Origin of the sequence: Micromonospora sp. NPDC048947 (genome assembly GCF_040649495.1) — a bacterium.
Classification (GTDB): domain Bacteria; phylum Actinomycetota; class Actinomycetes; order Mycobacteriales; family Micromonosporaceae; genus Micromonospora; species Micromonospora alfalfae.
The window spans coordinates 359,008-385,727 of sequence record NZ_JBEZFO010000001.1 but is presented as its reverse complement, the minus strand read 5'-3'; the positions used below and the strand labels follow the sequence as shown (position 1 = coordinate 385,727).

The following is a 26,720-nucleotide window of genomic DNA, read 5'->3' as shown; positions in this document are numbered from 1 at the left end:
GACGACGCCCTGGCACCGTCGAGGGTGCCAGGGCGCGGAAACGCTCAGCCGACCTGGTTGTTGTCCTTCTGCGCGCCCCAACCGTGCCAGCGGTCGATCTCGATCAGGGCACTGACCCGGGCCCGCTCCCGGCGTGGGTACGCGTTGCCCGTGTAGTGCTTCGACAACCGGTCGATGTCCGCCAGGCCCTCGTCGGGGCGCAGCTCGGCGACGTGCCCGATGATGCTGACGTGGGTGTACCAGCCGGCCTCGTCGAGCACTGTGAGGGACACCCGGGGGTCGTTGCGGACATGCTCCAGCCGGCGGCGGCTCTCGTCCATGTTCACCAGGATCCGGCCGTCCTCCCACAGGTACCAGGTGGCGGCGGACACCGGCTGGCCACCGTTGCGCAGGGTGGTCATGACGGCGGGGTTCGGCTTCTGGAGCATGGCGACCGCGGCCTCGGGAAGCGGTGGCTTGGACATGAAGTCTCCTCGTCGCGACAACGTTTACCCCTGCACGTTACGCACCCGCCCGCCCGGATCATGGTGCTACAGGTACATCGCGCGTTCAGCCGAGCCAGCGGCCGTCCCGCATGAGGACGCGTCCCTTCAGCTCGTTCGCCTCCCGCCAGGCCTGGATGCGCTGCGGTCGGATCAGAAAGTACTGGTAGGGCTCGTCGAGACCGCTCGGGTCGAAGCCCGTCTTCGTCGCGAACGCAGCACCCGTCTGCGGGCCGAGGTCGGCGATGTCCACCGGCTCGGCGGTGCCGTCGACGATGACGACGTCGCGCGTCGGCCCGAGGCTGAGTCGTACCCGGCCATCAGCCACTAGGTTGCGGCCGGTGATCGAGGCGCGCGGCGTTGAGACGAGGAACGCGGCCCCGTCCCAGAGGAACGACAGTGGGATGAGGTGTACGCCCCCGGGGGAACCCGCCGTCGCGACCCAGAGGTCGATGTCGCTCTCCAGTCTGGCGCGAGTGTCCCGAAGCCTCTGCTCAAGCCCACGCGGCGGAACTTCCGTCATGCTTCCTCCAGTTACTTCGCGGTGGCCAGCGATGAGGCTTCCCAGGCGAAGCCGTCCGGGTCGGTGAAATGCCCGCCGTTGTCCAGACCGAAGGCGGCGGTGTGGAAGCGCTGGGTGGCCGTCGGGTCGGCCACGTCGAGGGTGACGGATGCGATCGATGTCATGGCGATGACGCTATTTGCGGTCGGGTGACCGGTGCTTCTTGATTTCTGACCGGTCTCGCCAGCTCTCCCGAACGGCGCAGATCGAGGACCGGACGGCTCAGCGAAGCTCTTGGATACGGACCAGGTTGCCGGCGGGATCGCGGAAGGCGCAGTCGCGGATGCCGTACGGCTGCTCGGTCGGCTCCTGGACGACCTCGGCGTCGCCGGCCTGCACCTTCTCAAAGGTGGTGTCGAGGTCCCGCGTGGCCAGCAGGATCCAGCCGTAGGTGCCCTTGGCCATCATCTCGGTGATGGTGCGGCGCTCGTCCTCGGTCGCCCCGGGGTCAGCGGCCGGCGGCGCCAGGAGGATGGACGTGCCGGGCTGGTCGACGGGGCCGACCGTGATCCAACGCATCGCGCCCTGACCGACGTCGCTACGGACCTCGAAGCCGAGGGCGTCGCGGTAGAAGGCCAGGGAGGCGTCCGGGTCGGTGTGCGGCAGGGAGCACGTGTGAATCGTGATATCCATGTCGATCATGCTAGGGCTAACGCCGTACCCGCGTGTGCGTCCCCGTTTGCCCCCGGCGAAGATGTGGTCATGAGCGAATCCGCACTGCCCAGGCGTGTCGTCGTCACCGGTGCCACCGGCAAGCTCGGCCGTGCCGTGGTCGCCCACCTGCGCGCCGTGGGCGTCGACGTGCTGGCGGTGGACCGTGCCGGTGGCCGCGACCCGCGCGACGTCAACGGCGAGTTCCTGCTGGTCGACCTGACCGACTACGGGCAGGTGGTGGAGGCGTTCACCGGGGGCGCCGACGAACACGCGGGCGGCGTCGACGCGGTAGTGCACCTCGCGGCGGTCCCGGCCCCGGGGCTGATGTCGAACGCGACCACCTTCGCGAACAACTCCGCCGCCACGTACAACGTGTTCGCCGCGGCCCGGGCGGCCGGGATCAAGCGGGTCGTCTGGGCGTCGAGCGAGACGGTGCTCGGGCTGCCGTTCGACACCCCGCCGCCGTACGCGCCGGTCGACGAGGAGTACGCGCCCCGACCCGAGTCGACGTACTCGCTGAACAAGGCCCTGGAGGAGGAGATGGCCCGGCACTTCTGCCGGTGGGACCCGGACCTGGTCATGGTGGGGCTGCGCTTCTCCAACGTGATGGACGTCGAGGACTACGCGCCGTTCCCCTCGTTCGACGCCGACCCGCAGTTGCGCCGGTGGAACCTGTGGGGCTACATCGACGCCCGCGACGGTGCCCAGGCGGTCGAGCGCGCCCTCGCCCACGACCAGCCCGGTGCCGACGTCTTCGTCATCGCCAACGCCGACACCGTCATGAGCAGGTCCAGCGCCAGCCTGATGGCCGAGGTCTACCCGGGTGTCGAGATCCGCAAGGAGTTGGGTGAGCACGAGACGCTGCTCAGCATCGACAAGGCCCGCCGGGTGCTGGGGTACGAGCCGCAGCACTCCTGGCGGGACCACGTCGACGTGCTGTAGGTCAGCGCGCCGCCTGGTAGGCGCGGCCGACGGTGGTGGCGGTGCTGCCGGTGCGGAACAGCCCGGTCTGGTCCTTGTCGGTGGCGGGCAGGCCGAACCACGCGTACCGCTGTAGCCAGGACAGCCCACCCAGCATCCGGGTCGCCGCGGTGAGGAAGGCGGCCTGCTGTGCCTGGGTGGGGAAGCGGACGCCGTTGGAGAAGTCGATCAGGGCGAACTCGGTGAGCCAGATCGGCAGCTGGTACCTGTCGTGCACGGCCTGCAGGTACGACCTGAGCTGGTTGACCGCGTTGGCGGTGGTGAAGTCGCCGCCGTACCAGTGCAGGGCGATGAAGTCGACGCGGTAGCCGCGCTGTTTCGCCCCGGCCATGAACCGGTCCAGCCACTCGCCCGGTCGGTCGCCGCCCCAGGCCACCGCCGGGCTGCCCAGCGGAAGACCGGTGGCCTGCAACTGCGGCCACAGCTCCAACGCCTGCTCGACTGTCATCTCAGCCTGACCCTTCAGGTCCGGCTCGTTGAACCCGAGCAGGTGGCGGCCGTTCTTCCTGGCCTGTTGCAGGTTGGTGGCGGTGACGCTCTTCGCCCCCCAGATCATCGGGACGAACTCGGCGCCCTTCGGGCTGGTGACGCCCGAATGGGCCACGTCCCAGGTGTAGTACCAACTCGCCCCGGAGTTGGCCAGCGCCTGACTGACGCCGTCGAAGGTCCACACCCCGACGCCCTTGCGCTTCGAGGTCACCGCCGGGGCCGCCGGGGCGACCGGACGCGCCGTCGTCGGCTTCGCGGTAGGCGTCGGCGTCGGCGTCGGGGTCGCCCCCGCCGGGCTCGTCGTGGGGGCGGGCGTGGTCGCGCCGGGTGTGCCCGGCAGTGGGCTCGCGGGCGGGGGCGCGTCGAGCGCCTGCGTCGCCGCCGGGGCGGGCGTCGGCGCGGTCGGCTGCACCACGACGACCACACCGGTCACCAGTACGGCGACCGCGGCGGCCACGACGAGCGGCCACAGCAGTCGCCGCGCACCGATCGGGAGGCGGCCGAGCATCCCGCGTCGGGGTTCCGCGTGGACGCCTCGGTTTCCCCTTGCGGCGTCCGCTTCACCCTGGCCGGTTGCGCGCATCGTCTCGACTCCCTCACCTGGTCGTACCGCTACCTGATGCAGGCGATGACGGAAGATCGCCATCTGCCTCCCCTCAGGAGACTGGCCGACCGGGCCGGGATAACGATTTCCGGAGCTGATGTTGGCCGTCGGTCACCGCCTGATCCTCCGACGGCGCCAACCGGCGCTGCTGGTTGTCACCAGCCGGCCTGTGCGGTCAGGGTCTGTCGCAGGTACGTCTTCGGCCTGGACCCCACTGTCGAGCCGACCACCTCGCCCTGACGGAACACCAGCAGCGTCGGCAGGGACATCACCCGGTAGCTACGGGTCGCTCTCGGGTTCTCGTCGGAGTTGAGCTTCGCCACGACCATCCGGTCACCGAACTCCTGGGCCAGTTCGACGAGGCTCCTCTCGATGGCCTTGCAGGGCGGGCACCAGTCCGCCCAGAAATCGACGACCACGGGCCGGTCGCTGGCCAGCACCAGCTCCGTGAACGTGTCGTCGGTGACAGTGACCAGCGAGCCTACTTCTGCCTTCGGAGGCATGTTTTCTCCCGAGGTGCGATCGCGTGGGTGAGTTGACTGTGCAGTTGCTCCCGCACCGCGCCGAGCCGGTCGATGACGACGTCGACCTCGGCGATCTTGCGCCGCAGCACCACCACCGAGTCCGGGCAGACGTCGCCGGAGGTGTTGCCGGCCCGCAGGCAGGCGACGAACGGGCGGACATCGTCGAGGCCGAAACCGACGTCGAGCAGCGCCCGTATCTCCCGCACGACGCGTAGCTCCGTCTCGTCATAGACGCGGTAGCCGTTGGCGGAGCGCTGCGCCCGTACCAATCCGTGCGCCTCGTAGTAGCGCAGCGTGCGAGGGCTCGTGCCGGCCCGTTCAGCCAGCTCGCCAATGAGCATCCGACCTCCTCCATCGGCCCGTCGCGACAACGCTAAACCTTGTCGTCAGCGTCAAGGCAAGGACCGGGCGAGGCGCGGTAGCTGGCAGAAGTCAGCGGCGCAGGGTCGTCGACGGCGACTCGCCGAACCGGCTCCGATACTCGGTCGCGAACCGGCCGAGGTGCACGAAGCCGTGTCGCAGGGCGACCGTCGTCACGGACACCCCCGGCGCGGCCGAGCGGAGCGTGCGGTGCGCCGCGTCGAGCCGGCAGGCCCGCAGGTACGCGGTAGGGGTGGTCTGCAACTCGCGGCGGAAACAGTCCTGCAGCGTTCGTACGCTCACCCGTAGCGCCTCGGCGACGTCACCGACGGTCAGCGCTTCGCCGTGGTGTTCGGAGATCAGGGCGCAGGCCCGCCGGACGAGACGCCCGGGGTGGGCGTGCTGGCCCGGCTCGGCCAGGAGGTGGGAGTGGCTGTGCCGATGGGCCAGCAACAGCTTGCCGATCAGTGCCTGTTCGAAACGGGCGGCCACCTGCGGGTGGTCGAACAGGGACGCGTCCGCCGGTTGGGACAGCTCGTCGGCGAGGAACGCCACCCCGCGCGCCCACGCCTGCGCGGTCGGCGTGGTCATGAGCATGCCGACGTCGAGGCGGACCGGGTCGTCCACCGGGTGGCCCAGCAGGCGGGCGAGTTCACGGTCGACGGCGCGCCGGTCGGCGTAGAAGATCCGGTGGGGCGATCCCTCGGACCACCGCATGTCCGAGGAGTCGTACGGGGACAGCACCGAGGCGACGTCCGGGGTCGAGGTCACCGTCTGACCGGCGTGCCGGACCATTGTGCTGCCGGCGCTGGGGATCTGAACGAGGTAGAAGGTCTCCAGCGCGGGCGGTTGGATGCGCACCGCCTGCCCGTAGTCCAGGTCGATGACGCCCACCCCGCCCGCCCGACGAGCCGCCATCCGCAGTCGCACGGCGTGCACGCCCGCCTGCGGGGTGAGCCGGTGTGGACAGAAGACCCGACCCACCTCGGCGCGAGCCTGGTCGACGTCGTCCGTCCGGACCGTCACCGCATCCATCCGACACCTCCCGGGCGTCCCGTCGCGCTGACCGTAAGGCGTGACCGGCCCGGACCCGACCCGAAAGCCGCCGACCCGACAGGAAATGGGTCCGGCCGCGTACTGCGGACAGCGCCCGCGCCGCGCGGATAGCGACCTTCCCGATCCGCTCGCTAGCGTGCGACCACCGCGGGCGGTCAGCGCCGGCACGGTTCGTACGTCCTTCGGAGGAGATCATGAGGATTGCCGTCGTCGGTGCCGGATTCGCCGGTGTGAGCGCAGCGAAGGTGCTGCGGCAGAGCGGGTTCGACGTCACAGTGTTCGAGCGCGCGCCAGACGTCGGTGGGGTGTGGAGTCGTACCCGCCGATACCCCGGCCTGCACACCCAGAACGACAAGGGCACCTACCACCTCTCCGACCTGCCGATGCCCGCCGACTACCCGCAGTGGCCGTCGGGAGAGCAGGTCCAGCGGTACCTGGAGAGCTACGTGGAGAAGTTCGACCTGGCCGGCGCGCTGCGCCTGTCCACGGAGGTCGCCTCGGCCGAGCTTGTCAACGACGAGACCGGGTGGCTGGTCACCTCGCGGCCGGCGGGCGCGCAGGCCCCGCTGACAGTGGAACGGTACGACCACCTGATCGTGGCCAACGGCATCTTCTCCGACCCGTTCGTCCCGTCCTTCGACGGGCACGCGAGCTTCACCGAAGCCGGTGGGCGCGTCCTGGCGACGGGGGAGTTCCACGACCTCGAGGCGGCCCGAGGTAAGAACGTCCTCGTGGTCGGGTACGGCAAGTCGTCCTGCGACGTGGCGGTCCCGGTGAGCGAGGTGGCCGCCCAGACCCACGTGGTGGCACGCGAGCTGCTCTGGAAGATGCCCCGCAAGCTCGGCGGTGCGCTCAACTACAAGTACCTGCTGCTCACCCGGATGGGTGAGGCGCTCTTCCGCTACCTGCACCTGAGGGGCTTCGAGCGGTTCCTGCACGGCCCGGGGAACGGTCTGCGCCGACGCATGGTCGACAGCGTCGGCGCTGTCGCGACCCGGCAGTTCAAGCTGCGCGAGCTGGGTCTCGTGCCCAAGGGCAGCTTCGAGGACATCGCCCGCAGCACTGTCAGCCTCGGCACCGAGGGCTTCTTCGAGCGGGTCACCGACGGCCGCATCGCCGTGCACCGGGAACAGGTGATCACCGAGTTGCTTGTCGACGGTGGCCGACCCGCCGCCCGCCTGGCCGACGGCACTGTGCTCCCCGCCGACCTGGTGATCTGTGGCACCGGCTTCCGCCAGCACGTGCCGTTCTTCGACGACGCGTTGCACGCCCGGCTCCAGGACGACGCCGGTAACTTCATGCTCTACCGGCAGATCCTGCCGATCGGCGTGCCGCGGCTGACGTTCGCCGGCTACAACTCGTCGTTCTTCAGCCCGCTCAGCGCGGAGATGGCGGCGGTCTGGACGGCCGCGTACCTGCGGGGTGGGATCACGCTGCCGACCGAGGTTCGGATGCGCGACGAGGTGCGCGCCCGGCTGTTCTGGATGGCGACGCGCACCAACGGGCGGCACGCGCGCGGCACGAACATCATCCCGTTCTCGATGCACAACGTCGACGAGGTGCTCGACGAGTTGGGGCTCAACGTCGGCCCGTTGACCCGTGCCCGGCAGTGGCTGTTCCCCGTCGACCCGGGCTCGTACCGCAGGGTGACGGCACAGATGATCCGGCGTACCGCCGACCCGGTATCCGCCATCAGCGACGGGAGTCCGATAAAGATGGATAAAATACGTAGATAGCGGATCAGGCGGACCGGCAGGCGAGGGAGGCTCGGGGACGATGGCAGGCCATCAGGGTCACCAGCATGGGCTGCCCGTGCCGGCGGCCCTTGCCGGCTGAGCTGTCTCGACGTCCGTGCTGAGGCGCGCCGAGCTCTTCCGTGGCCTCGGGGACAGCAGGAGCCCGAGCTCGGCGACCGTCCTGGAACTACTGTTCGACATCGTCTACGTCTTCGCACTGGCCCGCCTCGCCGGGCGGGTCGCTGACGACCTGACCATTGTCCGGCACACCCTGCTGTCCGAGGCGGGCCAGACCGTCCTGTTCTTCACGGCGCTGTGGATGATCTGGTCGCTCAACGCCCTGCTGTCCAGCACCTACGACCCTCGCCGTCCCGAAATCCAGGCATTCCTGCTGGTGACGATGTTCGGCACCCTGGTGTTGGCTGTCACGTTGCCGCAGGCGTTCGGGCAACGTGGCGTGATCTTCGCCTGCACCTACGTGGTCATTCAGGTCGGCCGACCGCTCTTCCTGGCGTTCGCCCTGCGGGGCCACGCGGTGCACACGTTCTCGCTCCGGGTGCTGACCTGGCACGTGGCGTCCGGCGTGCTCTGGATCAGCGGTGGCATCAGCGGGGGTCTCGGTCGAGGCGTCTTCTGGACCATCGCGCTCGCCATCGAGATGATCGGCGCCGCCACCACCTACCCGCTGCCCCGGATGGGCGGGCCGCAGCTTACCTCCCTGGGAGTCAGCGTCTCGCAGGCGCATCTCGCCGAGCGGTACAACCAGTTCTTCATGATCGCTCTCGCCGAGGTGGTGCTCGAAGCCGGCGCCGCGGTCAGCTTCCCGGGCTTCACCACCGAGGGAACCATCGCCCTCGTCGCCTCGTTCGTGACTGTCGTCTCGTTCTGGCGGATCTACTTCTACCACGTCAGATCCGGCCATGCCTCCACCCCGAGCGGGGAGGGGATCCAGCTGTCGCGGTGGGCGAGCTACAGCCTGCTGCTGATCGTCGGCGGCATCATCTGCACCGCCGTCGGCTTCGGCCAGGTCATCGAGGATCCACACCCGCCGATCGACTGGGCTCTGGTGGCCATCATCTTCGGCGGTCCGGTGCTGTTCCTGGTCGGGCGGAGCACCCTGGAGCGGGAGAGCCGAACCGCGCCACGGTGTCGGGCGCTGTACTACGGCGTGGTGGCGCTGGTCGTGACGGCCCCGGCGATGGTGCTGCTCCCGCCGGTCGCCGTGGCGGCCGTCGCGGCGGTGCTCCTGGCCGGCATAACCCTGTACGACCAGCGAGCCCACAAGCGTGGGGCGGAGACCAACCCGACGCTGTGACGGAGCATTGCGGGCCGACGACTCCTGCGCGTATGGTCATTCGGCACGCCGTCGAGCTGGAAGGAGGTCAGAACAATGTCCGATGTTCTGCGCCCCCTCCGCGCTCCGGCGTCCGCGCGGATCTGACCCGGGGCGCGCGCTTCCCGGAGGACCAACCCATGACTGATCTGGTCATTCGTCCGCTCGTCGCGGGCGAGGAAAACCTGTTCGACTCCATGCCTGATCCGCTGCCCCAACTGCGCCAGGTCGCGTACGCCGACGGAATCGCCGGCGGCGGCTACCGCCCCGAGAACACCTGGGTCGCGCTGCGCGCCGGCCGGTTGGTGGGCCGGGCCGCCTGGCTCCGTCCGCCGGGCGCCGTCGGTGCCCCCTGGTTGGACCGGTTCGATCTGGACGCCGAACCGGAGGTGGGCGCCGAGCTGCTACGCGCCGCCCACGAGGCGCTCGGTGGTCCCGGTCTGTACTACGCCGCGCTGCCGGCACACTGGCGGCGTCGGCCCGAGGTGCTGGCCGTGGTGCAGGCGCCCATGGAGGCCGCCCGGCTCGCCGGGCTGGTCGAGCGGGGGGAGCGGCTCCGCTGTTCCTGGACGGGCACCCCACTGCCGGCATCCTCCGGGCGGTACGACTTCCGCGCGCCCGTCGACGTGGCGGAGATCAAGGCCCTGGTCGCGAGGGTCGCCGAGCCGGACGTGCTGACCGGCGTCGAGATCGCGCGGGTGGTCGGCGGCGTGGATCTCGCCACCGACCCGCTGGCCTGGTTGGGCGAGAACACCGAGGGGTGGCGCATCGCCCTGGCGGCCGGCGACCCGGTCGGGCTGGTCGGCACGGCCGGAGACGCCTGCTACCCCCTGCTCGCCTATCTCGGCCTCCTCGACGAGGCGGCCCGACCCGAACTGCTGGCCGAGGCGGTCCGGGTGCTGGCCGCCGGCGGTGCCCGTGAGGTCATCGCCGACGTGGAATCCCACCGGGTGACGGTGCTGGCGGAGTTGGAGCGGACCGGCTTTCGACAATTGCGGTCCCGGGTCGTCTTCGCGCCGCCGAACAGCCAGGAATAGCTGACCGGGTGCGCCCGGTCACCCGGGCGCACCCCCTCAGCCAGCGCCGGGCGCGGCCCCTGTCAGCATCTGACCATGCCGGAGATCATCGCGCTCCTCGTCGGCGGGTTGGCGCTCGTCGGGGCAGCGATCGCCGGCCTCTACCTCTGGCCGGTGGGCCGCCGCGGGCTACCTGTCGCGCCGCCCCGACCGCCCGACTTCGACACCGCCACCCGTGCCGCCGCGGCCGTCATCGCCGCCGAGACGGCCGACCCGGAGGTGCGGCCTGAGTCGCGCAGCCGGCTGCTGAGCCACGGCTCCCGTACCGGCCGAGCCGTGCTGCTGTTGCACGGATACACCCTCGCGCCCGAGCAGTACGCGGGGTTGGCCGAGGAGTTCTTCGACAGTGGATACAACGTCTGGATCCCCCGGGCGCCCCAGCACGGGACCGTCGACCGGCGGGCCCACCACCGGGTCGAGGCCGGTGAGCTGACGACGTACGCCGCGCAGGGGTGGGCCGTCGCGGCTGCCCTCGGAGACGAGGTCGGCGTCGTGGGGATCTCCGGGGGCGCCGTGCTGGCCGCCTGGCTGGCCCAGGTGCCGGGCAACGTCGTACGGCATCTGCTGTTGCTGTCGCCGTTCTTCGGTCCGAACCCGCGACAGGCGCCGGCCTACGCCGTGAAGCCGCTCATCGTGCTGTACGGGCGTCGCGTTCTCCGGGACCGCGTCACGTCGCGCGGATACTCGCTCGCCGCCGTCACCCAGTACCTGACGATCGCCCGTACCCTGCCGAATCCGCCCCGACGGACCGGACTGCGGACCGCGGCGGTCGCGATCAGCCCGCTCGACGGCGTGGTGGACCTCAGGGCAGCGGTCGACGTGCCACGCCGGATCGCCGACGCGAACGCGATACCGCTGCGGGTGTGCACCCTGCCGGAGACGTTGGGCGTCGAACACAACACCCTCAACCTCGCCGCCCTGGGTGCCGACGGCGACGAGTGGCGCCGACGATACGTCGCGCTCTACGAGGGTGAGCCAGCGCCGACGACCGACGCGCCGACCCACAGATAGCCCTTTCCCCGCCCCGCCCCCGCCGATCTTGCGCTTGTGGTTGTCGACATGGGTGTGATGCCCCTTATGTCGGGACAGTAAGTGCAAGATCGCGGCGCAGGGGGGCGGGGGTAGGGCGGTCTTGCTTGGCGAGGTTCTACTTGCCGTTGAACACCGGAGGGGCGTAGCCGGCCGGCTTGTCGCCGATGCCGAGGCCGGGGCTCACCACCCAGGACTGGTACTGCGGCGTGAACATGGAGTAGAGCAGCGGTACCTTCGGGGCGCTCGCCTCGTCGAGCCGGCGGCGGGCGTCGGCCGGGATCTCGAAGTCGAGCGCACCGAGGTTGCCGGCGAGCTGTTCGGGGCTGCTCGCTCCGATCACCACCGAACCGACGGCGGGCTGGGTGGCCACCCAGTTGATCGCCACTTGCGCCATGCTGCGTCCCACCTCGGCGGCCACGCTTTCCAGCGCCTCGATCACCTGCCAGTCGCCGGGGCTGATCTCCCGACCCGCGGCGTCGGGGTTCGTCAACCGGCCGGTCCCGCTCATACCCTCGCCGGTCCGCCGGTACTTGCCGCTGAGCAGACCACCGCCGATCGGGCTCCACGCGGTGAGCCCCATGCCCAGGGTCTGGGCCATCGTCACGTGCTCCGCCTCGATGCCCCGCGCGACCAGGGAGTACGGCAGCTGCACGTTGATCATTGGGGCCAGGCCGTGCGCCTCGGCGTAGCTCTGCGCGCGGGCCGCGTACCAGGCCGGTACGTCGGAGAGCCCGGCGTACCGGATCTTGCCGGAGCGCACCAGGTCGTCGAGGGTGTGCACGACCTCCTCGACCGGGGTGATCCGGTCCCAGGTGTGCAGCAGGTACAGGTCGATGTAGTCGGTGCCGAGCCGGCGCAGCGACGCCTCCACGGCCCGCATGATGTGCTTGCGGCCGTTGCCGCTGGCGTTCGGGTCGGACGGGTCGACGGTGTTGGTGAACTTGCTGGTGAGTACGAGCCGTTCGCGGACGCCGGCCCGGTCGATCAGGCGGCCGAGGATCTTCTCGCTCTCGCCGGCGGTGTAGAAGTCCGCCGTGTCGATGAAGTTCCCGCCCGCCTCCAGATACTGGCGGAAGATCGGCTCTGACTCCTCCTCGGTCTTGCCGTACGCGGCGTGGAACCCGTCGACGCCGAAGTTCATGGTGCCCAGCGCCAGCCGGCTCACCCGCAGACCGGACCGCCCGAGCAGGTAGTAGTGGTTCACGGTGGTGCCCTCCCGATTGTGGTGTCGGCCCTTTGCGGACCGCGCGTTCCAGACCTTTGCTCGGCAAAAATGGACCTGCAAGTCCAAAACCCGGCGTAGGGTTGGACCCCCAGGGCCAGAACAGGAGTTCTCATGACACGGGCGTTGACTCGCAAGGGCGAGGCGACCCGGGCGCGGATCGTCGCCGGTGCGGCCGCCGAGATCCGTGAGCGCGGCGTCGACGAGGTCCGCCTCGAGGACGTGATGGCCCACACCGGCACCAGCAAGGGCCAGCTCTTCCACTACTTCCCCGACGGGAAGGAGGGGTTGCTGCTCGCGGTGGCCCAGCACGAGGCCGACCAGGTCCTGCTCGACCAGGAGCCGATGCTCAGCAACCTGACGTCCTGGCCGGCTTGGTTGGCGTGGCGCGAGCGGCTGATCGAGCGTTACCGCGCGCAGGGGGTGAAATGCCCGCTCAACGGTCTTCTCGGCCAGACCGGGCGGCGGGCGCCGGGCGCGCAGGCAATCGTGACCGGGCTCATGTGGCGCTGGCAGAGTGCGATCGTCGACGGCATCCGGCACATGCAGTCGACCGGGGACATCGCCTCGGAGGTGGACGCCGACCGCTCCGCCGCGGCGCTGCTCGCCGGCATCCAGGGCGGCGTGCTCCTGCTGCTCTCCACCGGGAAGACCGACCACCTCGAAGCCGTCCTCGACCTCACCATCGACTCGCTGCGGGCCGGTGCCCGAACGGCCTGACCGTGTCAGGATCTGCTCGTCTGGCCGTACCGGTCACAGTCGGAGAGAGGCGGTCGGTCATGTCGGCAGGGACGGCGGCGGCACTGGTGGGCGGCGGAGTCGTGATCTTCGCCGGTCTGCTGTTGGTGATCATCGGCGTGCTGGGGCGTCGCGCTCGGGCCGGGCGACTGGCAGGCCGATACACGTCCCGCCGGGGCAACTCGTCGGACAACAGCTCGTCGAGCATGGGCGGGAGCTGAACCGAAGCCAGCGACGCCGAGTTATTCTTGCGCCCGAGTTGTCGGAGATCGGAGCAGGCGTGGCAGGTGACGACGACATCTCCGGGTGAGCACCCGGACCGGCCGCCGACGGGCGCGTGATCGCGCCTTTGTCGCCGCGGCCTCCGTCGTCATGTCCTGCTCCGCCGGGGTGCCGGTGTGCGCCCCGGATCGTCCTTCTCCGAGGTTCCCCATGTCTGTTCGACCTGCTCTCATCGCCCATGACCTCGTGCGGGTCCGCGGCGACCGCCGGGTGCTCGACGGCGTTTCCCTGACCGCCGCACCCGGCCATCGGATCGGCCTGATCGGTGAGAACGGCACCGGCAAGACGACGCTGCTGCGGGTCCTGGCCGGCGTCGACGTACCCGACTCCGGCACCGTGACCCGCCCGCCGGACGTCGGCTTCCTGCACCAGGAGCTGCCCTTCCATCCATCCAGCACCATCGCCGCGGTCCTCGACGACGCGCTGTGCGAGGCCCGTGCCGACCTCGCCGAACTGGACCGGATCGGCGTCGCGCTCACCGACTCGCCGGAGGGCACCGAGCAGCACCACGGGCTGCTGGCTGCCTACGGTGAGGTTCTGGAACGGGCACAGGACCGCGACGCCTGGGACGCCGACCGGCGTGCCCGGACGGTCCTCGACGGCCTCGGCCTCGGCGGTCTGCCCCACGACCGGACGTTGGGCGCGCTCTCCGGCGGGCAACGCGGCCGGCTCGCCCTGGCGGCGGTGCTGATCCGCCGGCCGAGTGCGCTGCTGCTCGACGAGCCCACCAACCACCTCGACGACGCGGCGGCGGCGTTCTGCGAGGACCAGCTCCGCGCCATGCCGGGGGTGGTCGTGGTGGCCAGTCACGACCGGGCGTTCCTGGACGCGGTCTGCACCGATCTCATCGACCTGGACCCGGCGGTCGAGGGGCCGGTCCGTTTCGGCGGCGGCTACACCGCGTACCTGACGGCGAAGCGCGCCGAGGCGCAACGGTGGCGTCGGCGCTACGACGACGAGCAGGCGCTCCTCGCCGACCTGCGCGAGGCCGCCGCCGTGACCGGGCACCAGGTCGCCCACGGCCGGGGCCCGCGTGACAGCGAGAAGATGGGGTACGGCCACACCGCCGGCCGCGTTCAGAACCAGATCTCCCGTCGCGTCCGCGACGCCGTCCGTCGACTGGAGACGATCGAGCGCGACCCCGTTCCGGTGCCGCCGGATCCGTTGCGCTTCCACGCGTCGGCGCTCGCCGTCGGGGACAGTGACGGGGCCATCGTCACTGTGGACCGGCTGGAGGTTCCCGGCCGACTGCGGGTCGCGCACCTGGAGATCAGGTCCCGCGACCGGCTGTTGGTGACCGGCCCCAACGGCACGGGCAAGTCGACCCTGCTCGCCGTGCTCGCCGGCCACCTGGCCGGTGCCGGAGCGCTCTGGCGGCGACCGGAGCTGCGGGTCGGCCTGCTCGCCCAGGACACCGTCTTCGCTGATGCGCGGCGCACGGCCAGGCAGGTCTTCGACGCGGCCGTCGGCGTGGAGCGGGCTGCTGTCGTACCGCTGTCGTCTCTCGGGCTGCTCGCCCCGGCGGACCTCGACCGCCCGGTGGCCGACCTGTCGGTGGGACAGCGCCGACGGCTCGCCCTGGCGGTGCTCGTCGCCGATCCGCCGGAGCTGCTCCTGCTCGACGAGCCCACCAACCACCTGTCGCCGACGCTGAGCGACGAACTGGAGGACGCCCTGGGCACCGGCCCGGGCGCCGTCGTGGTGGCCAGCCACGACCGCAGACTCCGCTCCCGCTGGCCATCCCGACACTTCCCCCTCCCCCTCACCCCCCTGCTCTGACGGTTGATCATGAAGTTATTGCCCTCCGCGGCGGCGTGTCGTGGCAATAACTTCATGATCAACGGGGTGTGCGTGGGGTGGTTGGAAACGTTTTCGTAACGGGGGGTTGACCTCTCTGGCGCTTGCGGAGCAGACTCCCCGGAAACGTTTACAGCTATCGGGTGGAGGTGCCGGACGTGGGTCGTAAACGTTTACAGGAACCGGCGGACGGTCGGCCCACGGTGCACACCGTCGCCGCCCGCGCCGGCGTCTCCATCGCGTCCGCCTCGCGGGTGCTCAACGGCGTCGGCGGCAGCCCCGAGACGATCCGCAAGGTTCGCGAGGCGGCGGCCGAGGTCGGCTACGTGCCCAACGCGATCGCCCGGTCGTTGCAGTCCCAGCGCACCGGTCTCGTCGCGCTCGCTGTGGAGGACATCGGCAACCCGGTCTACGTGGAGATGATGCGGGCCATCGAGGCAGTTGTCGCGTCCTCCGGGCGGCAACTGCTGGTGCACGCCACCGGTGGGCGGATCGACAACGAGACCGCCCTGCTGCGTCGGCTGGCCAACCGTTACGTGGACGGCATGATCGTCTCGCCGATCCGGGTCACCGACGACCACCTCACCGCGCTGGTGGACAGTCCGGTGCCGGTGGTGGTCGTCGGCCAGCTCGGCGCGGACGCCCCGATCGACAACGTGCGTACCGACTCACGGCACGGTGTGGCGCTGGCCGTGGACCATCTCGTCGCCACCGGCCGCCGGCGGATCGGCTTCGTCAACGGCCCGCTCGACACCGTCCCGGGCGCCGCCCGCGACGCCGGATTCCGGGCGGCCCTGGCCGGACACGGCATCCCGCTCGACGCCGCGCTGATCGAGGTCGGCGACTTCCAGTACGCCGCCGGCCGCGCCGCCACCGAGCGGCTGCTCGCCCGCGCCGACCCGGATGCCCTGGTCTGCGCCAATGACCTCATCGCGGTTGGCGCGCTGCACGCCCTGCTGGTCGCCGGTCGCCGGGTGCCGCAGGACGTGGCACTGGTCGGCATGGACGACACCGAACTGGCCCGGATGATGTTTCCCCAGCTCTCCAGCGTCTCGCTCGGCTCGGCCGAGCGTGGTCGCCGAGCCGCCGAACTGCTTCTGCAACGCATTGCCGACGCCACACTGCCGCCGCGACGCGAGCAGGTGCCGCCGAACCTCGTCGTCCGCGCGTCCAGCGCGGCGACTGTGCCGGCCCCTCGACCCGCCGCCGGCCCACCGACCACCCACCCGTCCAGCGAAGGGGTGACCGCATGACCACCCTGGCCGAGCGGCCGGACGTCGAGCGGGCCGAGCCGGCCCGCCGGCGCAACCGGTTCCGCTCCGACCGCACCACCATCTATCTTCTGTTGCTGCCGTCGCTGCTGCCGATCGTGGTGCTGTCGGTGTTCCCGCTGCTGCGCGGCATCTACCTCGGCTTCACCGACGCCCGCGCCGGGCGCAACGTCGAGGTCAGCTTCACCGGCCTGGCCAACTACCGGGAACTCCTCGGCGACGAGCTGTTCTGGAACTCGTTCAAGATCGGCCTGCTCTGGGCGGTCGGGGTGACGGTGTTGCAGTTCCTGCTCGCCCTCGGGCTGGCGCTTCTGCTCAACCAGCAACTGCGGTTCCGAGGTGTGGCGCGGGTGCTGGCCGTCGTGCCGTGGGCGATGCCGCCCGTCGTGGTCGGCATCCTGTGGAAGCTCGTCTACCACCCCGACGCCGGCCTGATCAACGAGTTCTTCCACCGCATCGGCGCTGACGGACTGCGGACGAACTGGCTGGGCGACTTCAGCACCGCCCTGCCTGCGGTGATCATCGTCGGGGTCTGGGCGGGCATGCCGCAGACCACAGTCGTCCTGCTCGCCGGCCTGCAGGGCGTGGGTCGCGAGCTGCACGAGGCGGCGGCGGTGGACGGGGCGAGCACCTGGCACCGGTTCCGGCACGTCACGCTGCCCGCGCTGGCGCCGGTGATCGTGGCGATCACCTCGCTGGACTTCATCTGGAACTTCAACTCGTTCGGCCTGGTCTACGTGCTCACCGCCGGTGGACCGGGCGGCAAGACGATGCTGCCGATGCTCTTCGCGTACGAGGAGGCGTTCCGCTACGGCAACTACGGCTACGCGGCGGCGCTCGGCAACGTCATGGTCGTGATCATCATCGCGCTGCTCGCTGTCTATCTCCGTCGCCGGCTCAGGGAGGCGAACTGACATGTTCGGAAAACCGAGCCGCACGAGCCGGACGCTTCAGTACCTGGCGCTCGCCGGTTACCTGATCTTCCTCGGGTTCCCGCTGGTCTGGCTGCTCTCCACGGCGTTCAAACCGCCGCGCGAGCTGGTACGCCTGCACCCGACGTTGATCCCGGACAACCCGACCCTGCAGAACTTCGTGCAGGCGTTCACCGAACAGGAGCTGGGTCGGGCGGCGCTCAACAGCCTCCAGGTCTCCCTCGCCTCGGCGGTGCTGACAGTGCTGGTCGCCATGCCGGCGTCGTACGCCCTCGCCCGGTTCCGCTCCAAGCTCGGCACCGCCGCGCTGGGCTGGGTGCTGTTGTCCCAGCTCTTCCCGTTCGTGCTGCTGATCATCCCGATCTTTCTGGTGCTGCGGCAGGTCGGCCTGGCCAACACGCACGCCGGGCTGGTGCTGATCTACGTGGTCTGGGCGCTGCCGTTCGCGCTGTGGATGTTGCAGGGCTTCGTCCGCAACATCCCGAGGGAGCTGGAGGAGGCCGCCTCGGTCGACGGCGCCACCCGGGTGCAGGTCCTGCGGCGGGTGGTCTTTCCGTTGCTCGCCCCGGGTCTGGTCGCGACCGCGCTGTTCTCCTTCATCTCGGCCTGGAACGAGTTCTTCTTCGCACTGGTGCTGATCAAGACCCCGGAGTTGGCCACCCTGCCGGTGGCGCTGGCCCGGTTCGTCGGCATCGAGGGCACCGCCCGGCTGGGACCCCTGGCCGCCGGCTCACTGCTGGCCACGCTGCCCAGCCTGATCTTCTTCGCGTTCATGCAGCGCCGGCTCTCGTCCGGGTCGCTCGCGGGCGCGGTCAAGGGCTGACCCGTCCCCCCAACCACCACCAAGGAGGTAACCCCCATGTTCCGTACCCGATTCCGTCGACTCGCGGCGGGCGCCGCGGTCGCGGTCATCGGCCTCGGCGCGCTCACCGCGTGCGGTGCCGGCGGCGACGACGAGGCCACCTCCGGCCCGGCCAAGCTGCGCTTCCTCAGCCTCGCCTGGCAGAAGGAGTCGTTGCAGGTCAACAAGGATCTGGTCGCCAAGTGGAACGCCGAGCACCCGGACATCCAGGTCGAGTACGTCCAGGGTGACTGGAACTCGGTGCACGACCAGCTGCTCACCTCGTTCGAGGGCGGCGACGCGCCGGACATCGTGCACTACGAGGCGTCCTCGATCGGCGAGTTCAGCAAGCAGGGCTACCTGGCCGACCTCTCCGACCTGGTCTCCGACGACCTGTTGGGCCAGATCGACAAGGGCATCTGGGACACCACCACCGTCGACGGCAAGGTCACCGGTGTGCCGTTCCTGCTGGAGTCGCAGGTCGTCATCGCCAACAAGAAGTTGCTCGACGCCGCCGGTGTCGCGGTGCCGCCGGCCGACGGCGGCTGGACCTGGGACGAGTTCCAGGCCAACGCGCAGAAGCTCACCAAGCCCGGCCAGTACGGCGCGGCCTGGGCGCTGAAGTCGCCGACCAACCGGGTCCTGAACCTGGCGCTCAACTACGACGGCAAATTCTTCTACGGCGACGGTGGCCGCACCGAGGTCAAGGTCGGCGACGCGGAGAAGGAGATCCCGAAGCGGATCCACGACATGCTCTACACCGCCAAGTCCGCCTCCCCGGAGGCGCTCGGCATGAGCGGCGCGGACACCCTGCCCGGCTTCTTCGGCGGCAAGTACGCGATGCTGCCCGGCTCGGTGTCGCTGCGCCAGCAGATGGTCGAGCAGGCGCCGGCCGGCTTCGAGTGGGTCACACTGCCCCCGATCAAGGGGCTCTCCAGCAAGCAGGCCGCCAACCCGCAGACGCTGTCCATCTCCGAGGACAGCAAGCACAAGAAGCAGGCCGCGCAGTTCCTGGAGTACTTCCTGAACCCGACCAACATGGCGGCCCTGGCCAAGGGCGACTGGTTGGTGCCGACCGGCAAGCAGGCCAACGAGGAACTGGTCAAGCTCACCGCCGGCAAGCAGGGCTGGGACGTCGCCGCGGACAGCGCCACGGACCTGACCGTCGCCCCGTTCCAGCAGGCCGACGGCTACCCGGAGTGGAAGACCAAGTACGCCACGCCGGCCCTCCAGCAGTACTTCGCCAACAAGATCACCCTCGATCAGCTCGGCACGCAGCTGGTCGACGGTGGCAAGCAGGTTCTGAGGTAACGACATGTCACTCTTGCTCGACACATCGGTCGGTTGCCTGGTCGGCGCCGCGGTCGGAGACGCCCTGGGTGGCGCCACCGAGACGGCGCTGCCCGAGCAGATCCGCACCCGCTTCGGCGGCTGGGTCGAGGGCATCGTGCCCCCGTACCACGCCGACTGGGCCACCGCGCGGCCCCTCGCGCCGTACCACAAGGGCGACGGGCACATCACCGACGACACGTTGATGACCCACGCCCTGGTCCGCGCGTACGCGGCCAAACGGGACCACCTCGACGCGTACGACGTGGTGGAGCTGCTGGTTCCCGACCTGATCGAGCGGGTGGTGTACATCCCCGACCTGGAGCGCGACGGGGTGACCTTCCACCGGCTCGCGGCCGCCGAGCGGTGGCTGGTCACCCGGCTGCACCACGCTCACGCGGACCCGCGCGAGGCCGGGGTCGGCAACATCGTCAACTGTGGCGCGGCCATGTACATGGCCCCGGTCGGCATCGTCAACGCCGGCGACCCGGCCGGGGCGTACGCCGAGGCGGTGGAGATCGCCGGCGCGCACCAGCACAGCTACGGTCGGGAGGCCGCCGCCGTGTTCGCGGCAGCGGTCGCGGCGGCCGCGACGCCCGGCGCGGGTGTCGAGGACGTCGTCGTGGCGGCGCTGGACCTGGCCCGCGACGGCACCCGCGCGGCCATCGACGCGGTGGTCGAGGAGGCCCGCGGCCACCACGACTGGAAGCAGGCCATCCCGGCGCTGCGGGCCGCCGTCGCCCCCTACGACACGGTGGGGGAGGAGTACCGCAGCCCCGGCCTCGGCGCGCGGCGGCCCAGCCGGCTGCACGCCATCGAGGAACTGCCGGTGGCTCTCGGCATGCTCGTGGTGGCCGGCGGCGACTTCCGGGCCGCGGTGCTCGGCTCGGTCAACTACGGCCGGGACGCCGACTCCACAGCCACCATGGCCGCCGCCATCGCCGGGGCGCTCGGTGGCGCCGACGCGGTGCCGGCGGAGTGGTCCGACGTTGTCGCCACCGCCTCCAGGACCGACCTTGTGGAGCCGGCCCGGGTCCTCGCGACGGTGGCCGGCGAGGTGTTCGAGCGCGACCAGGCCCGGTTCGCCCGCCGGGCGGAGCGGTTCGCCGGGCTGGCCGCCGGTGACACCCGGGGGGTTGGGGGCGAGACCCGGTGAGGATCACCTGGGTTCAGCCGGAGGACCTGCTGCCGCACGAGCTGGCGGCCAGCCGGGACGAGGGACGCGACGTCGCCGCGATCGCCCAGCGGTGGACGGCGGCCGGCGGGGACCTGACCCCACCGGTCAGCGGGGCGTCGGTGACCCCGGCATCGCCGCAGCTGCGGACCCTCGCCACGGAGCTGCTGGACGCCGCCGACGCGTTGCCCGCCCTCGACAGCGCCGACGAGGCCGACGACCTGGCCACGCTGCGCGCCGGATGGCCGACCACCTGGTCGCTGCCGACCGAGGCGGCGTACGACCGGCTGCACGGCGGGTGGCTCGGCCGGGCGGTCGGCTGCCTGCTCGGCAAGCCGGTGGAGAAGATTCCCCGCGAGGGCATCCGGGAGATCCTCACCGCGACCGACCGGTGGCCACTGCGCGACTGGTTCACAGCGAAGGGACTCCCGGCCGACGTGGCCGCCCGCTGGCCGTGGAACCGGCGCAGCGCGCCGACCAGCCTCGCCGAGAACATCGACGGGATGCCCGAGGACGACGACCTGAACTACGCGTTGCTGGCCCTGCGCGTGCTGGAGACGCACGGTCGGGGCTTCACCAGCGCCGACGTGGCGCAGGCGTGGCTGGACTGGCTGCCCGGCGGGCGGGTCTTCACCGCCGAGCGGGTGGCCTACCGCAACCTGCTGCTCGGGTACCCGCCGCCGCAGAGCGCCCGCCGGCACAACCCGTTCCGGGAGTGGATCGGCGCGCAGATCCGCACCGACGTGTACGGCTGGGTCAACCCCGGCCGACCGGACCGCGCCGCCGAGTTGGCGGTGCGGGACGCGACGGTCAGCCATGTCCGGGGTGGGGTGCACGGCGCGCTCTGGGCGGCGGCGCTGGCCGCCGCCGCCCCGGTGGCCGACACGGTGGACGAGGTGCTGGACGCCGCCGAGGCGGTGCTGCCGCCGGGAAGCCGGTTCGCCGCCACGGTCCGGGAGGCGCGTGAGCTCGGCGCGGGGGCCGACGACTGGGAACGCGTTGTCGACGAGCTGTACGCACGGCACGGCCACCTGCACTGGGTGCACGTCCGCAACAATGCCGCGCTGGTGGCCGCCGCCCTCGCGTACGGGCGGGGGGACCTGGAACGGTCGATCACCGCCGTGGTCAGCGGTGGCTGGGACACCGACTCGACCGGCGCGACTGTCGGCGCGGTGACCGGAGCGCTCACCGGTGCGTCCGGGCTGCCGCAGCGTTGGGTGGCCCCGCTACGCAATCGGCTGGCCAGCAGTATCGCCGGCTTCGACGGGATCGGCTTCGACGAGCTGGCCGAGCGGACCCTCGCCCTGGCGCAGCCGGCGACGGAAGGGAGCGTGGCATGAGCGCGCGGGTGGCGGTGGTGGGCAGCAGCAACCTGGACCTGGTGGTCACGGCGTCGCGGTTGCCCCACCCCGGTGAGACGGTGCTCGGCGAGAACTTCCGGACCGTACCCGGCGGCAAGGGCGCCAACCAGGCCGTCGCCGCGGCCCGGGCCGGAGCGGCCTGCGACTTCGTGGGCGCGGTCGGCGACGACGAGTTCGGTACCCGGATGCGGGCGAGTCTCGTCGACGCCGGGGTGGACGTCAGTGGTCTGCGGACCGCCGCGGGCCCCTCCGGCGTCGCGTTGATCGCCGTCGACCGGGACGCGGAGAACTTCATCCTGGTAGCGCCCGGCGCCAACGGCACGCTGACCGAGCTGGACGCGGACGACCGGGCGACGATCGCGGCGGCCGACGTGCTGCTGCTGCAACTGGAGGTGCCGCTGAGCGCCGTGCTCCAGGCGGCGCACTGGGCCCGGGCCGATGGCACCACAGTGGTGCTGAACGCAGCACCCGCCGCCGCGCTGCCCACCGCACTGCTCGACCTCGTCGACGTGCTGGTGGTCAACGAGCATGAGGCGGCGGTCGTCGCCGAGGTCGCCTCCGACGACCCACCGGTGCTGCTCGACGCCCTGCTGAAGCTTGTGCCCCGGGTGGTGCTCACCCTCGGCGCGCGCGGTGCCGCGTACGCCGATCGACACGGCCTGCGTCTCGCGGTCCCGGCGCCGCAGATCGACGCGGTGGACACCACCGCCGCCGGTGACGCGTTCACCGGCGCGCTCGCCGTGGGCTGGGCCGAACGCGGCGGCGCCAGCAGCGAGGACACCGTCACAGCCAGCCTGCGCTGGGCCTGCGCCGCCGGCGCGGCCTGCGCCCAGCAGCCCGGGGCGTCCACCGCCCTGCCCGCCCGGCCGGCCATCGACGCCCTCTACGACGCGACCTACCGAGGTGCACAGTGAGCTTCAACCCGTACGTCCCACGCCCGATCGACAGGCCGACCGAGGTGCCGCTGGGCGGGCACGCCGACCTGAGCACACTGGACGAGGCGAAGATCTTCGCCGCCCCCGCCGACCCGGCCGACTGGCCGGCCTGGCGGGAGCAGATCGCCCGGTGGCGGGTCGACGCCCGGGACCGGATCGGTTATGTCGGCGAGCACTACGACGAGATCGCCGGTGACTGCTTCAGCGTCTGCCTGGCCTGGCTCTGGGACGAGACGCTCTACGACCACGAACGCGGCGTCTTCACCGTCGACGAGTTCCTCGACGCGGCCGGGCGGGACTTCGGCGGCTTCGACGGGGTGGTGCTCTGGCACGCGTACCCGGTGATCGGCCTCGACGACCGCAACCAGTTCGACTGGTACCGGGACGTGCCGGAGCTGCCCGATGTGGTGCGCGCGTTCCAGCAGCGTGGGGTGCGGGTCTTCGTCGACTACAACCCGTGGGACACCGGCACCCGGCGCGAGCCGGGCAGCGACGCCGAGGAGGTCGCCACGCTGGCCGGCAAGCTCGGCGTCGACGGGGTCTTCCTGGACACCCTCAAGGAGGGTGCCGGGGAGCTGCGCGCCGCGCTGGACGCGGTGCGCCCCGGCATGGTCCTGGAGGGCGAGAGCCGGGTGCCGCTGGCCCGCATCGCCGACCACGCGATGTCCTGGGCGCAGTGGTTCGCCGACTCCGAGGTGCCCGGCGTGCTGCGGGCGAAGTGGTTCGAGCGACGGCACGTGCTGCACCACACCCGGCGCTGGCACCGCGACCACCTCGACGAGCTGCACTCCGCCTGGCTCAACGGCGTCGGCGTGCTGGTCTGGGAGAGCGTCTTCGGCGTCTGGGTCGGCTGGAACGAGCGGGACCGCGCGGTGCTGCGGGCGATGCGCCGGGTGCAGGCCAGCCACGCGGCGTGGTTGCGCGCCGAGGACTGGGTGCCGCTCGCCGACCATCCCGGCGACGGCCAGGTGTACGCGTCCCGCTGGACGCACGACGACGAGCCGCTGTGGACCGTGGTGAACCGGGGCGCGGACCACGACGGCCCGTGGCTGGTCACCGACCCGGACGTCGGCCGGCACTTCGTCGACCTGGTCACCGGTGCCGAGTTGACAGTCACCGAGACCGCCGACGGTCGACTGGCGGTGGGCGGTCCGCTCCCGGCCGGCGCGATCGCGGCCGTGGCGCGCGGAGTCGCCTCCGCTCACCGGCACGAGCCGCCGACCGGCGACAAGTCCTTCCCGGCCCGGGTCGCGGTGCGCGGCCGTACGCCGTGGGCACCCCGACCGCAGGTGCCGCCGGGCCTGGTCGCCGTCGAGAGCGGCCGGTACGACCTGGTCGTCCGGCACCGGGTACGGGAGACCGGGCTGTACGGCGAGGCGCCCTACGTCGACGAGTGGAAGCCCCTGCCGCCCCGGCTGCACCACCCCGGCACGCTGCGGCGCAGTGTGCGCCTCGGCCGGTTCGCCATCGCCGTGCACGAGGTCACCCACGGCGAGTACGCCGAGTTCCTGCGCGCCACCGGCTACGGTCCGGTGCGTCCGGAGCGGTTCACCGCCGGCTCCGGCCCGGCCGACGCCCCGGTGACCGGGGTCGAGCTGGCCGACGCGCGGGCGTACGCGGCGTGGGCCGGGCTGCGCCTGCCCACCGAGGACGAGTGGCAGGTCGCCGCCGAGGCGGGGCTGCTCGTGCGGCGGGAACCACTGGTGTGGAACCTGACCGAGAGCGAGCACTCCGACGGTCGTACCCGCTTCGCCATTCTGAAGGGCGGCGCCCAGTACCGGGCGGAGGGCTCCGACTGGTATTTCGACGGCGGCCCGCAACCGGCGGACGTGTCGGTGAAGCTGCTGCTCACCGGCGCTGGTCTGGCCCGTTCCGAACAGGTCGGCTTCCGCTGTGCGGCCGACCTGTCGGAGGCGACGGAGGCGACCCGGTGACCGCGCCACTGGACGGCGTCACCGTCGTTGACCTGGCCACCCTCTTCGCCGGGCCGCTCGCCGCGGCATTCCTCGGTGACTTCGGCGCCGACGTGATCAAGGTGGAGCATCCGGCCAAGCCGGACCCGTCGCGGGGGCACGGCCCGGCCCGCGACGGCGTCGGGCTCTGGTGGAAGGTGCTCGGCCGCAACAAGCGCACAGTCACCCTCAACCTGTCCGACCCGGACGGCGCGGCGTTGCTGCGCCGGCTGCTCGCCGACGCCGACGTGCTGGTGGAGAACTTCCGCCCCGGAACCCTGGAGCGGTGGGGGCTCGGCCCGGCCGAGCTGCACGCCGTCAACCCCCGGCTGGTGATCACCCGGATCAGTGGGTTCGGGCAGGTCGGCCCGTACGCCCGCCGGCCCGGATTCGGCACCCTCGCCGAGGCGATGAGCGGGTTCGCGGCGGCCACCGGGGAACCGGACGGGCCACCCACACTGCCCCCGTTCGGGCTGGCCGACTCGGTGAGCGCGCTCGCCGCCGCGTACGCGGTGATGCTCGCCCTGCGGGCCCGCGACGTCACCGGCACCGGGCAGGTCGTCGACCTCGCCATCATCGAGCCGATCATGGCGATGCTCGGGCCGCAGATCACCTGGTACGACCAGCTCGGCTACGTCCAGCCCCGGCTGGGCAACCGGTCCAACAACAACGCCCCGCGCAACACCTACCGCTGTGCCGACGGGCGCTGGGTGGCTGTCTCCACCAGCGCGCAGAGCATCGCCGAGCGGGTGCTGCGGCTGGTCGGCCGCGGTGAGCTGGTCGACGAGCCGTGGTTCGCCACCGGCAGCGGCCGGGCCGCGCACGCCGACGAGTTGGACGCGGCGGTGAGCGCCTGGGTGGCGCAACGGGACCGGGACGAGGTGGTGGCCGCGTTCGAGGAGGCACAGGCCGCCGTCGCGCCCGTCTACGACGTGCGCGACATCCTCAGCGACCCGCAGTACGCCGCGCTGGGCACCGTGCGCACAGTTCCCGACGAGGAGTTGGGCGAGGTACGGATGCAGAACGTGCCGTTCCGCCTCGCCGAGACGCCCGGCGAGATCCGGCACGCCGGCCGACGACACGGCCAGGACACCGACGCGGTCTTCGGCGCGCTCGGCCTGAGCGCCGAGGAGTTGGCCGCGCTGCGCGAGCGGGGAGTGCTCTGATGCTGTTGAGCTGGCTCTACGTGCCCGGCGACCGCCCCGACCGGTTTGCCAAGGCGGTCGCCTCCGGTGCCGACGCGGTCATCCTCGACCTGGAGGACGCAGTGGTCGCCGGACGCAAGGCGTACGCCCGGGACGCGGTCGCCGAGTTCCTCGCCGAGGCGCACCCGGTGCCCGTGCAGGTCCGGGTCAACGAGCTGACCGGCCCGGACCTCGACGCCGACCTGGCGGCGGTTGCCGGCCGACCCGGGTTGGCCGGGCTCCGACTGCCGAAGGTCGAGTCGGCCGCGACGCTGGCGGCCCTCGCCGAGCGGGTCGACGTGCCAGTGCACCCGCTGATCGAGTCGGCGGCCGGACTGGAGGCCGCGTACCCGATCGCCGCTGCCCACCCGGCGGTGGCCTCGATCGGGCTCGGCGAGGCCGACCTGCGCTCCGATCTGGGGGTGAGCGACGACGACGGGTTGCTCTGGGCGCGCGGCCGGGTGGTGGTCGCGGCCCGCGCGGCCGGTCTGTCCCCGCCGGCCATGTCGGTGTACGCCGACGTCGTCGACCTCGCCGGTCTGGCCGCCTCCTGCGCGGCGGGTCGACGGCTCGGCTTCCTCGGCCGTGCGGCGATCCACCCGCGCCAGCTCCCGGTGATCGTCGACGCGTTCCGGCCGGCCGACCGGGAGGTTGCCCGCGCCGCCGAGCTGCTGGCCGCCGTGGCGGACGCGCACCAGCGGGATTCTGGGACCGTGGTGCTGCCCGACGGCCGGTTCGCCGACCGGGCGATGGTGGCCGCCGCCCGGCGCGTCGTGGACCTCGCCGCCCGCTACGCCGCCTGAGCCTCGCCGG

At 71.5% G+C, this 26,720-nt stretch carries 27 protein-coding genes; 18 read left to right on the top strand and 9 right to left on the bottom strand.

Annotation, left to right across the window (positions count from 1 at the left end; translation table 11 throughout):
* Positions 1-44: 44 nt before the first annotated feature.
* The 4 genes from AB0B98_RS01710 to AB0B98_RS01695 form a co-directional block, all read right to left on the bottom strand.
* Complete coding sequence (locus AB0B98_RS01710) at positions 45-464, bottom strand: PPOX class F420-dependent oxidoreductase (protein ID WP_196926210.1); 420 nt, start codon at positions 462-464, stop codon at positions 45-47.
* Positions 465-549: 85 nt separating this feature from the next.
* Entirely contained in the window at positions 550-1,005 is a 456-nt protein-coding gene (locus AB0B98_RS01705; RefSeq protein WP_357359991.1) for a pyridoxamine 5'-phosphate oxidase family protein, read from the bottom strand.
* Positions 1,006-1,016: 11 nt separating this feature from the next.
* Complete coding sequence (locus tag AB0B98_RS01700) at positions 1,017-1,169, bottom strand: hypothetical protein (protein WP_357359990.1); 153 nt, start codon at positions 1,167-1,169, stop codon at positions 1,017-1,019.
* A 97-nt stretch (positions 1,170-1,266) separates the two neighbouring features.
* Positions 1,267-1,677 carry a VOC family protein gene (locus tag AB0B98_RS01695; protein WP_357359987.1) on the bottom strand — a complete coding sequence of 137 codons (411 nt, stop codon included), beginning with the start codon at positions 1,675-1,677 and terminating at the stop codon, positions 1,267-1,269.
* A gap of 69 nt (positions 1,678-1,746) precedes the next feature.
* Here AB0B98_RS01695 and AB0B98_RS01690 point away from each other — a divergent pair, with 69 nt between their 5' ends.
* Positions 1,747-2,640 carry an NAD(P)-dependent oxidoreductase gene (locus AB0B98_RS01690; protein WP_357359985.1) on the top strand — a complete coding sequence of 298 codons (894 nt, stop codon included), beginning with the start codon at positions 1,747-1,749 and terminating at the stop codon, positions 2,638-2,640.
* A gap of 1 nt (position 2,641) precedes the next feature.
* Here the strand turns inward: AB0B98_RS01690 and AB0B98_RS01685 are convergent, their stop codons facing one another.
* The 4 genes from AB0B98_RS01685 to AB0B98_RS01670 form a co-directional block, all read right to left on the bottom strand.
* Complete coding sequence (locus AB0B98_RS01685; RefSeq protein WP_357359983.1) at positions 2,642-3,676, bottom strand: glycoside hydrolase family protein; 1,035 nt, start codon at positions 3,674-3,676, stop codon at positions 2,642-2,644.
* A gap of 251 nt (positions 3,677-3,927) precedes the next feature.
* Entirely contained in the window at positions 3,928-4,275 is a 348-nt protein-coding gene (trxA, locus tag AB0B98_RS01680) for a thioredoxin (RefSeq protein WP_357359981.1), read from the bottom strand.
* Positions 4,254-4,637: a MerR family transcriptional regulator gene (locus AB0B98_RS01675; RefSeq protein ID WP_357359979.1), complete on the bottom strand. Its 384-nt coding sequence runs from the start codon at positions 4,635-4,637 to the stop codon at positions 4,254-4,256. The genes trxA and AB0B98_RS01675 overlap by 22 nt, the downstream gene beginning before the upstream one ends.
* 91 nt (positions 4,638-4,728) lie before the next feature.
* Positions 4,729-5,682 carry an AraC family transcriptional regulator gene (locus AB0B98_RS01670; RefSeq protein WP_357359977.1) on the bottom strand — a complete coding sequence of 318 codons (954 nt, stop codon included), beginning with the start codon at positions 5,680-5,682 and terminating at the stop codon, positions 4,729-4,731.
* A 224-nt stretch (positions 5,683-5,906) separates the two neighbouring features.
* On the opposite strand from AB0B98_RS01670, the gene AB0B98_RS01665 reads away from it, so the two are divergent.
* The 4 genes from AB0B98_RS01665 (at position 5,907) to AB0B98_RS01650 (ending at position 10,868) form a co-directional block, all read left to right on the top strand.
* Positions 5,907-7,448 (top strand): NAD(P)/FAD-dependent oxidoreductase, encoded by a 1,542-nt coding sequence (locus AB0B98_RS01665; protein ID WP_357359975.1) that lies wholly within the window; start codon positions 5,907-5,909, stop codon positions 7,446-7,448.
* A 115-nt stretch (positions 7,449-7,563) separates the two neighbouring features.
* The gene (locus AB0B98_RS01660) at positions 7,564-8,763 is read left to right on the top strand and encodes a low temperature requirement protein A (protein ID WP_357359973.1); all 1,200 of its coding nucleotides are present in this window, start codon (positions 7,564-7,566) and stop codon (positions 8,761-8,763) included.
* Between the two features lie 158 nt (positions 8,764-8,921).
* Positions 8,922-9,818, top strand: coding sequence for an acetyltransferase (locus AB0B98_RS01655; protein ID WP_357359971.1), 897 nt, complete (start codon positions 8,922-8,924; stop codon positions 9,816-9,818).
* 75 nt (positions 9,819-9,893) lie between these two features.
* Entirely contained in the window at positions 9,894-10,868 is a 975-nt protein-coding gene (locus tag AB0B98_RS01650) for an alpha/beta fold hydrolase (protein WP_357359969.1), read from the top strand.
* A gap of 136 nt (positions 10,869-11,004) precedes the next feature.
* On the opposite strand, the gene AB0B98_RS01645 is transcribed toward AB0B98_RS01650, so the two are convergent.
* A complete protein-coding gene (locus AB0B98_RS01645; protein WP_357359967.1) occupies positions 11,005-12,093 on the bottom strand; it encodes an aldo/keto reductase in 1,089 nt (362 codons plus the stop codon).
* Positions 12,094-12,225: 132 nt separating this feature from the next.
* Between AB0B98_RS01645 and AB0B98_RS01640 the strand changes: the two genes are divergently transcribed.
* From AB0B98_RS01640 to AB0B98_RS01580, 13 genes are all read left to right on the top strand, one after another.
* Positions 12,226-12,831 (top strand): TetR/AcrR family transcriptional regulator, encoded by a 606-nt coding sequence (locus tag AB0B98_RS01640; protein ID WP_357359965.1) that lies wholly within the window; start codon positions 12,226-12,228, stop codon positions 12,829-12,831.
* A 59-nt stretch (positions 12,832-12,890) separates the two neighbouring features.
* Positions 12,891-13,070: a hypothetical protein gene (locus AB0B98_RS01635; RefSeq protein WP_238667638.1), complete on the top strand. Its 180-nt coding sequence runs from the start codon at positions 12,891-12,893 to the stop codon at positions 13,068-13,070.
* Positions 13,071-13,281: 211 nt separating this feature from the next.
* Positions 13,282-14,910, top strand: coding sequence for an ABC-F family ATP-binding cassette domain-containing protein (locus tag AB0B98_RS01630; protein WP_357359962.1), 1,629 nt, complete (start codon positions 13,282-13,284; stop codon positions 14,908-14,910).
* Positions 14,911-15,086: 176 nt separating this feature from the next.
* Entirely contained in the window at positions 15,087-16,181 is a 1,095-nt protein-coding gene (locus tag AB0B98_RS01625) for a LacI family DNA-binding transcriptional regulator (protein WP_238667636.1), read from the top strand.
* On the top strand, positions 16,178-17,113 hold the full coding sequence (locus tag AB0B98_RS01620) for a sugar ABC transporter permease (RefSeq protein ID WP_357268835.1): 936 nt from the start codon (positions 16,178-16,180) through the stop codon (positions 17,111-17,113). The genes AB0B98_RS01625 and AB0B98_RS01620 overlap by 4 nt, the downstream gene beginning before the upstream one ends.
* 1 nt (position 17,114) lies before the next feature.
* Complete coding sequence (locus tag AB0B98_RS01615) at positions 17,115-17,954, top strand: carbohydrate ABC transporter permease (protein WP_238667634.1); 840 nt, start codon at positions 17,115-17,117, stop codon at positions 17,952-17,954.
* A 36-nt stretch (positions 17,955-17,990) separates the two neighbouring features.
* Complete coding sequence (locus tag AB0B98_RS01610; RefSeq protein ID WP_357359959.1) at positions 17,991-19,283, top strand: sugar ABC transporter substrate-binding protein; 1,293 nt, start codon at positions 17,991-17,993, stop codon at positions 19,281-19,283.
* A 4-nt stretch (positions 19,284-19,287) separates the two neighbouring features.
* A complete protein-coding gene (locus AB0B98_RS01605) occupies positions 19,288-20,457 on the top strand; it encodes an ADP-ribosylglycohydrolase family protein (protein WP_357359957.1) in 1,170 nt (389 codons plus the stop codon).
* A complete protein-coding gene (locus AB0B98_RS01600) occupies positions 20,454-21,815 on the top strand; it encodes an ADP-ribosylglycohydrolase family protein (RefSeq protein WP_357359955.1) in 1,362 nt (453 codons plus the stop codon). The genes AB0B98_RS01605 and AB0B98_RS01600 overlap by 4 nt, the downstream gene beginning before the upstream one ends.
* Entirely contained in the window at positions 21,812-22,750 is a 939-nt protein-coding gene (locus tag AB0B98_RS01595; RefSeq protein ID WP_357359953.1) for a ribokinase, read from the top strand. The genes AB0B98_RS01600 and AB0B98_RS01595 overlap by 4 nt, the downstream gene beginning before the upstream one ends.
* A complete protein-coding gene (locus AB0B98_RS01590; protein ID WP_357359951.1) occupies positions 22,747-24,705 on the top strand; it encodes an SUMF1/EgtB/PvdO family nonheme iron enzyme in 1,959 nt (652 codons plus the stop codon). The genes AB0B98_RS01595 and AB0B98_RS01590 overlap by 4 nt, the downstream gene beginning before the upstream one ends.
* Positions 24,702-25,889: a CoA transferase gene (locus AB0B98_RS01585; protein WP_357359949.1), complete on the top strand. Its 1,188-nt coding sequence runs from the start codon at positions 24,702-24,704 to the stop codon at positions 25,887-25,889. The genes AB0B98_RS01590 and AB0B98_RS01585 overlap by 4 nt, the downstream gene beginning before the upstream one ends.
* Positions 25,889-26,710, top strand: a complete 822-nt coding sequence (locus tag AB0B98_RS01580) for a CoA ester lyase (RefSeq protein WP_357359947.1) — start codon at positions 25,889-25,891, stop codon at positions 26,708-26,710. Before AB0B98_RS01585 ends, AB0B98_RS01580 begins: the two co-directional genes overlap by 1 nt.
* Positions 26,711-26,720: the final 10 nt, after the last annotated feature.